Genomic DNA, 7,477 nt, shown 5'->3' on the forward strand with positions numbered 1-7,477 from the left:
CTCGGGCGCGCCGATCTGCGGCACGCTCTGCTCCAGTGCCGGCTCCACCTTGCGGTCGAGCCAGATCTTCTCCACGCCTGCCAGCGGCCCCGCCGCGCGCAGCGTCGGGGCGGCCAGCTTGGCCAGCTCCGTCCCGAACCGCGCCGCGTCCCGCGTGGCCACCTGGACGGCCGCGCCGCCGATGCTCTCCAGCGTACGGACCTGCTTCACGGCTGGGATCGCGGCCTTGGTGGTGTTGCCCGCGTACGTGAAGATGAGCGGGATCGCGGTGCCGAAGCCCTGCTCGGCTAATTCGGTCACGTTGAACAGCGCGGTGTCGAGCCGCTCGGGGACCAGGGCCGCGACGTCGTCGGGAATGACGGTCACGCCGTCGTCCGACTCCAGCACCTGGAACGTCGGCACGGACCCGTCGGCGCGCGGCGCGGTGGTGACCGTCACCGCGTGGTGCTCGCCGTCCACGGCCCGCACCTGCACCTGGTCGCCGGTGATCAGCGTGATCTCGTCACTCGCCGGGGCACTCGTGAACGCCGCCGGCGGGGATACCGTTGCCGCGTGCGCGCCGGGAGCCGCGAGCACCGATGCGACCATGACCATGGAGACGGCCGCAGCCCGCCATCGCCCCATGGAGGACCTCCAGAAAATCGGTAAGCACGAATACCGCATTCCTAGTGATCTGGATGGCACGGTGTCTATGAGGTCGATGTGGCCACTTCTCGACTTGTCGTGAACTCGCCACCCCCGGCTGCGGCTGGAAACCCACCGCCGTGGGCTATCTCACGAGCCCGGCCGGCTTCGCCGAAGGGCTCCACTCCGCGCTGACGTGATCAGCCGGCGGCCGAGCAGGGCCAGGTAGAGCACCCACCCGGCGGCCACCAGGGCGAGCGTGGCGACGGGCTGCCAGCCGGGCAGCTCCGCGACGGACCGCCGCACCACCGCGAGCGTGATCGGCACCGTGTAGAGGGCGAAGAACCCCAGCCCGAGCACCCGCCCCGCCACCAGGAACCACGCGTAGACGCGGACGCTGCGGCGGGCCTGCCCCGCGTTCCCCGCGAGCGCGGCGCGCAGGTACGCCTGCGCGTCCGCCATGAGGTTCTTGTTCCCGCCGGCGTTGGCGAAGGCGTAGTAGACGTCGGTACGCATGAAGAACAGGAACTGCCAGGCGATCTGCGACAGGCAGATGACCATGACCAGCCGCACGATGGCGAAGTCGGCGACGTACAGGACGCACGCGCCCGCGCAGACGAAGAACCAGTCGACCCGCATGCCCGCCAGATACGCGCGGTAGCGGGCCCTTCTGGGCACGCCCCAGATGCCGGTGATCCTGGTCTGCACGACCAGGAACTGCAGCCGGGTGCCGAGCGACAGCTCGGCCCGCACGTTCAGAGACCTCGCGGCGGCGACGTGGCCGAGCTCGTGCACCAGCACGAGGATCCACGAGCCGGCCACGAAGGCCACCGCGAACGTGAGGCTGTTGGACCACACCAGCGACGAGAAACCGGGCAGGATCTCCGGCCTGGCGACGGCGGCGGCCAGCGCGGCCGCCGTCAGCAGGGCCAGCACGGCGTGGGCGGCCCTGGAGAAGAGCCAGGCGACGTGACGGGGCCGGATCCGGTCCCAGAGGTTCGGCGGGCGGCGCGGCCGGCTGAGCAGCCCCGCTCCTTCGAGCCCGGTGACGAACTCGGCCACGTCCACGTCCACGCCGTGCTCGGCCAGCACTCGGGCACGGGCCTCCTCGGCCGTCCTGGTGCCGTCGAGCGACGCGATCACGGCCGCCGCCACCCCCGGCACGTTGACGAACGTCTCACCGTTGCCGATCACATAGTCGTCCGGCCCGTCTGCGACGACAGTGAGGAACGACAAATCGGCCCTCACCCGCAGACCTCGCAGTCGTCCAGCCGGTCGAAGTCCCGGGCGGTGGTGGTGAGCGTGAGCAGGTCCAGCCAGACGCTCCTGCCCTCGATCGCGGGCGCGCCGGTCCCGGTCAGGTGGCGGATCACCTCCGAGGCCAGCATCCCCGACACGATCCCGCACAAGGGCCCGAACGACGGGATCGTCCGCCCGAGGTTGTCGCTGACCGGCAACGTGGTGGTGCCGTAGCGCTCGGCGAGCGCACGTTCCTGGCAGGCCAGGCAGCCGGTCTTGCCGGGCACGACGAGCGGCCCGAGCAGGCCGACGTGCTGGTTGAACCCGCCGGTGACGAACGGCGTGCCCGCCTCGACGCAGGCCTGGTTGACCCAGCGGCGGATGTGCGGCTGCGGCGTGTCCACGGTGTTCACGACGAGGTCGGCGTCGGTGACGACGTCGCGCGGCCCGGCGATGCGCCGATCGACCTGCCTGACCTCCAGGTCCGGGCAGTGCTCCAGGAGCGTGCGCGCGGCGGCGGCCGTCTTGGGCTCGCCGAGGTCGCGCACGGTGTAGAGGTGCTGGCGGTGCAGGTTGCTGAGCTCCACCCGGTCGTCGTCCAGGATCGTCAGCAGGCCCACGCCCGAGGTGGCGAGCTGGAGCGCGACGTGCCCGCCGATGGCGCCCGCGCCGAGCACCGCGACATGCCTGCGCGACAGGTCCGCGATCGCCGCGGCGGCCTGCTCCGCCGGGTGGAACATGGACAGCCACAGCCCGAACCGGGACAGCCTGGCCTCGCCGGTCAGCGTGCCGAGTTCGGCGTCGGTGACGAGAATCCGCGCGGCCAGAAGTTGCTCGACCGCCGCGTCGATATCCTGAGGATCGACGCCGTCGATGAGGGTGTGCAATTCGCTCTGCTCGACGGGCGACTCGGCGCAGAGCCGGATCAGGCGACGCAGGGGCGGCGGGGCGGGATCCAGTATTTGCCCGGTCGGCGGGAAATCGCCGAGCCGTATGCGCTCGTGTTCCTCATCGATGAAAAGGGGAAAAGCCGGATTCACCTGAATCCTTGGCATGGAGACGACTCCAGGGCAGGTCGGAGGCGGGCCTCCTGCGGATGGGGGCCTCCGCAGGAGGCCGCGCAGACGGTCAGCAGCTGTTGCTGTTACCCGTCGTCTCGACTTCTTCGACCTTCTTGATCTCGATCGTCATATGCGATCCCTCCGTCGATCTCGATTGGTCGATGTGATCGTAAATAAAACGCCAGAGAAAAGGGAGACCCAATTTGCAGAAATCGCGTTATGTCCGGCTGAGAAACGCGAGCGACCGCTTCCACATGAGCGCCGCCGACTCTTCCGAGTAATCGGGCAGACCGGGATCGGCGAACAAGTGTCGGTCACCCGGATAGACGAAGCACTCGAATCCCGCCCCCACCGCCGCTCCGAGCCTGGCGATCTCCTCCTTGTCCAGCCACGGATCGTGCTCGGCGTAGTGCACCTGCACGGGGACCCTGTCCGGCCACTCACCCTCGACGGCCACCCCGCCGTGGAACAGCAGAGCGCCCCTCGCCATCGGGTGCGTCGCCGCGAGCAACTGCGCCCCGTACGCTCCCAGCGAGAACCCGGCGAACACCGCGGGACCCGCCACCTGGTCCCCGATCCGGCGGAAGCGGCGGTCGAGCTCGTCGGGGCCCAGCGCGTCACGCTTGCGCAGACCCGACTCGATGTCGGCGAAGACCTCGCCGTCGTAGTAGTCGGGCGTGCGCACGGCGTGCCCGCCCGACCGCAGAACCTCCGCCGCCACGCCCACCCCCGGGCGCAGGCCCTGTGCGGAGTGCAAGAGGACGATCTCTGCCATGACGACTGTGTACCACCGGGGCGCGAGGTGGACCAGCGCGAGCCGGTTGCTTAACGTGCTAAGGGCTTATTTATCACCTTTCTCGTGGGGAGCCCCCTGACATGCATGATGACCGCAACCTGGTCGAGGCCCGACTGAAGCGTGTGCTCGACGAGCGCATCCGCCCGGCCGTCTATCCCGAGTCCGTGCCGCTGGACGTGGCCGTGTGGCACGCGCCGGGCGAGCCCGTACCGGTCGAGGAGGGGCTGGCGGCGACCCCCGAGCCGATCGCGCCAGGCGCCGCGTGGGGCGCGCCGTGGGGCACGAGCTGGTTCACGGTCACCGGCACCGTGCCGGCCGAGTGGACGGGCAGGACCGTCGAGGCCCTGTTCGACCTGGGCTTCGACGAGAACATGCCGGGCTTCCAGTCCGAGGGCCTCGTCTACCGCCCCGACGGCTCGCCGGTGAAGGGCCTCAACCCCCGCAACCAGTGGGTACGCGTCGGCTCCCCCGCCGAGGGCGGCGAGCGGGTGCGCCTGCACATCGAGGCCGCCTCCAACCCCGTCATCCTCGGCCACCCGCCCTTCCAGCCGACGCACCTGGGCGACAAGGAGAGCGCCGGCACCGCCCCGCTGTACCGGCTGGGCCGCATGGACCTGGCCGTCTTCGACAAGACCGTGTGGCAGCTCGTGATGGACCTGGAGGTGCTGGGCGAGCTGATGCTGGAGCTGCCCGCTGACGGCACCCGCCGCTGGGAGCTGCTGCGGGCCCTGGAGCGGGCGCTGGACGCCGTCGACCTCCAGGACGTCAACGGCACGGCGGCCGCCGCCAGGGCGGAGCTGACCGGCGTGCTGTCGTCCCCGGCGGTGCCGTCGGCGCACCGGATCAGCGCGGTGGGCCACGCCCACATCGACTCGGCCTGGTTGTGGCCGCTGCGTGAGACCGTGCGCAAGGTGGCCCGCACCGCCTCCAACATGACCGCGCTGCTGGAGGACGAGCCGGACTTCGTGTTCGCGATGTCGCAGGCGCAGCAGTGGGCGTGGATCAAGGAACACCGGCCCGAGGTGTGGGCGAGGGTGACCAAGGCCGTGGCCACGGGCCGGTTCGTGCCCGCGGGCGGCATGTGGGTGGAGTCCGACACGAACATGCCCGGCTCGGAGGCGATGGCCAGGCAGTTCGTGCACGGCAAGCGGTTCTTCATCGACGAGTTCGGCATCGACAACGAGGAGGTGTGGCTGCCGGACACGTTCGGGTTCGCGGCGGGCCTGCCGCAGATCATCAAGGCGGCGGGCTCGAAGCGGCTGCTCACGCAGAAGATCTCCTGGAGCCAGACGAACACGTTCCCGCACCACACCTTCCTGTGGGAGGGCATCGACGGGACGCGGATCTTCACGCACTTCCCGCCGGTGGACACGTACAACTGCTCGATGACCGGCCGCGAGATGGCGCACGCGGAGCGCAACTTCAAGGACAAGGGCACCGCGCGGCACTCGCTCGCGCCGACGGGCTGGGGCGACGGGGGCGGGGGTACGACGCGCGAGATGGTCGCCAAGGCGGCCAGGCTGCGCGACCTGGAGGGCTCTCCGGCCGTCACCTGGGAGACACCCGCCGACTTCTTCGCCAAGGCCGAGGCCGAGTACCCGAACCCGCCGGTCTGGGTGGGCGAGCTCTACCTGGAGCTGCACCGCGCCACGCTGACCAGCCAGGCCAAGACCAAGCAGGGCAACCGGCGCAGCGAGTCCCTGCTGAGGGAGGCCGAGCTGTGGGCGGCGACCGCGGCCGTGCGTACGGGCGCCTCGTACCCGTACGAACAGCTTGACCGGATCTGGAAGACGGTGCTGCTGCACCAGTTCCACGACATCCTGCCGGGCTCGTCGATCGCCTGGGTGCACCGGGAGGCGCGCAGGACGTACGAGGCGGTGGCGTCGGAGCTGAACGGCGTCATCGACGCGGCCCAGCGCGCCCTGGCAGGCGACGGCGATCGTACGGTGGTCTTCAACGGGGCCCCGCACGCCCGCCACGGCGTGCCAGGAGGGGGCGCCAGGGTCGTCTCCGGCGTGCGGGGGACGGAGGCGCGCGCCCGCGACGCCGGCGGCTTCGTCCTGGAGAACGACCTGCTCAGGGTGGAGATCGACGCCCGCGGCCTGGTCGTCTCCGCCTACGACCTGACCGCGGGCAGGGAGACTGTCGCGCCTGGGCAGGCGGCGAACCTCCTCCAGCTCCACCCCGACTTCCCCAACAAGTGGGACGCCTGGGACGTGGACGAGTTCTACCGCAACACGGTCACCGACCTGGTGGAGGCCGACGAGGTGGGCCTCGACGGCGACTCGGTGCGCGTGCGGCGCTCGTTCGGGTCGTCCTCCGTGACGCAGGTGCTCACGCTCGCCGGCGGGCGGCTCGACGTCCTCACCGAGGTTGACTGGCACGAGACGGAGAAGTTCCTCAAGCTGGCGTTCCCGCTGGACGTGCGCGCCGACCGGTACGCCTCCGAGAGCCAGTTCGGCCACGCCTTCCGCGCCACGCACACCAACACGAGCTGGGAGGCCGCCAAGTTCGAGGCGTGCAACCACCGCTTCGTGCACGTGGAGGAGCCCGGCTGGGGCGTCGCGCTGGTCAACGACTCGACGTACGGCCACGACGTCACCCGTACCGTCGGCGACTCGGGCACCACCACGACGCTGCGCGTCTCCCTGCTGCGTGCGCCGCGCTTCCCGGACCCGGAGACCGACCAGGGGGTGCACCGCTTCCGCCACGCGCTCGTGCCGGGCGCGACGATCGGTGACGCGGTGCGCGAGGGTTACTTCATCAACCTCCCCGAACGTCACGTGTCCGGTGCCGCCTCGGCGGAGGTGGAGCCGTTGATCACGGTGGACGACGACGCGGTGGTGGTGACCGCCGTCAAGCTCGCCGACGACGGGAGCGGCGACGTGATCGTACGCTTCCACGAGTCCAGGGGCGGCCGGGCCGGCGTCACGCTGGCACCGGGCTTCCCCGTCGCCGAGGTCGTGGCCACTGACCTGCTGGAACGCCCCACGGGTGAGGGCGCGCTGTCGCTGTCGCTGCGCCCGTTCGAGCTGGTCACCCTGAGGCTGAAGCGCGCCTAGTCCCCCAGGCGGGGCGCGTACGTGCGGTGGAAGACCAAGGATGCCGCGCCGATCGCGGCGGCGTCGGCCGCGATCGGCGAGGTCTCCACCCGCACGGCGTGCAACCGCCTGGCCAGCGGCCTGCTCGACACGGCCCGCGCGATCGCCTCGCGGTAGATCTCCCCTACCTCCCTGAGTGCGGGCCCGCCGAGCACGAGCAGGTCGATGTCCAGCATGTTCACCACGCTCACGGCGGCGTCGGCCAGCCTCCCGGCCACTCGTTCGATGACCTGCCGCGCCTCGGGCTCGCCTGCGGCGGCGGCCGCGCAGATGGCGGCGTAGGGGATGTCTCCCCCAAGGGCGGCCTCGATGGCGCTCGGGCAGCACACCGCCTCCACGCATCCCCGGTTGCCGCAGTAGCACTCGGGCCCGTCGGGTTCGACCGTGATGTGCCCGAACTCGCCCGCGTTCTCCGACCGTCCCCGATACACCTGGTCATCCAGGAACATCCCGCCGCCGATCCCCGTCCCCAGGTACAGGTAGGCGAAGCTGGGCGTGGTGCGGGCGATCCCGGCCCACCGCTCCCCGATGGCCGCCGCGGTGGCGTCGTTGTCCACGGTCACCGGAAAGCGTGTGTGCTCGTGCAGCAGCGCCTTGACCGGCACCCCGTCCCACTCGGGCAGCCGCGGCGGGCACACCATGACGCCGTCCCGGTC

The 7,477-nt window shown here is 70.9% G+C and carries 5 protein-coding genes and 1 pseudogene; 1 reads left to right on the forward strand and 5 read right to left on the reverse strand.

Going from position 1 to position 7,477, the window contains the following annotated elements; translation table 11 throughout:
* From AB0J09_RS50010 to AB0J09_RS50025, 4 genes and pseudogenes are all read right to left on the reverse strand, one after another.
* Positions 1-624, reverse strand: a pseudogene (locus tag AB0J09_RS50010) (serine protease); the annotation flags it as partial.
* Between the two features lie 150 nt (positions 625-774).
* Positions 775-1,872 carry a PqqD family protein gene (locus AB0J09_RS50015; RefSeq protein ID WP_360708182.1) on the reverse strand — a complete coding sequence of 366 codons (1,098 nt, stop codon included), beginning with the start codon at positions 1,870-1,872 and terminating at the stop codon, positions 775-777.
* Positions 1,869-2,903, reverse strand: coding sequence for a ThiF family adenylyltransferase (locus AB0J09_RS50020; RefSeq protein WP_360708184.1), 1,035 nt, complete (start codon positions 2,901-2,903; stop codon positions 1,869-1,871). Before AB0J09_RS50020 ends, AB0J09_RS50015 begins: the two co-directional genes overlap by 4 nt.
* 238 nt (positions 2,904-3,141) lie before the next feature.
* Entirely contained in the window at positions 3,142-3,699 is a 558-nt protein-coding gene (locus AB0J09_RS50025) for a dienelactone hydrolase family protein (RefSeq protein ID WP_360708187.1), read from the reverse strand.
* A 101-nt stretch (positions 3,700-3,800) separates the two neighbouring features.
* On the opposite strand from AB0J09_RS50025, the gene AB0J09_RS50030 reads away from it, so the two are divergent.
* Positions 3,801-6,782 (forward strand): glycoside hydrolase family 38 C-terminal domain-containing protein, encoded by a 2,982-nt coding sequence (locus tag AB0J09_RS50030; protein WP_360708190.1) that lies wholly within the window; start codon positions 3,801-3,803, stop codon positions 6,780-6,782.
* Here the strand turns inward: AB0J09_RS50030 and AB0J09_RS50035 are convergent.
* On the reverse strand, positions 6,779-7,477 hold a 699-nt coding region (locus AB0J09_RS50035), incomplete at its 5' end, for an ROK family protein (RefSeq protein ID WP_360708193.1). The two genes, AB0J09_RS50030 and AB0J09_RS50035, sit on opposite strands and share 4 nt — an antisense overlap.

Source organism: Nonomuraea sp. NPDC049784 (assembly GCF_040659615.1).
Taxonomy (GTDB): domain Bacteria; phylum Actinomycetota; class Actinomycetes; order Streptosporangiales; family Streptosporangiaceae; genus Nonomuraea.

What these genes read in the sequence shown, in the direction of transcription:
- AB0J09_RS50030 (WP_360708190.1), top strand. Translation starts at nt 3,801, where the DNA reads ATGCATGATGACCGCAACCTGGTCGAGGCCCGACTGAAGCGTGTGCTC.
- AB0J09_RS50025 (WP_360708187.1), bottom strand. Translation starts at nt 3,699, where the DNA reads ATGGCAGAGATCGTCCTCTTGCACTCCGCACAGGGCCTGCGCCCGGGG.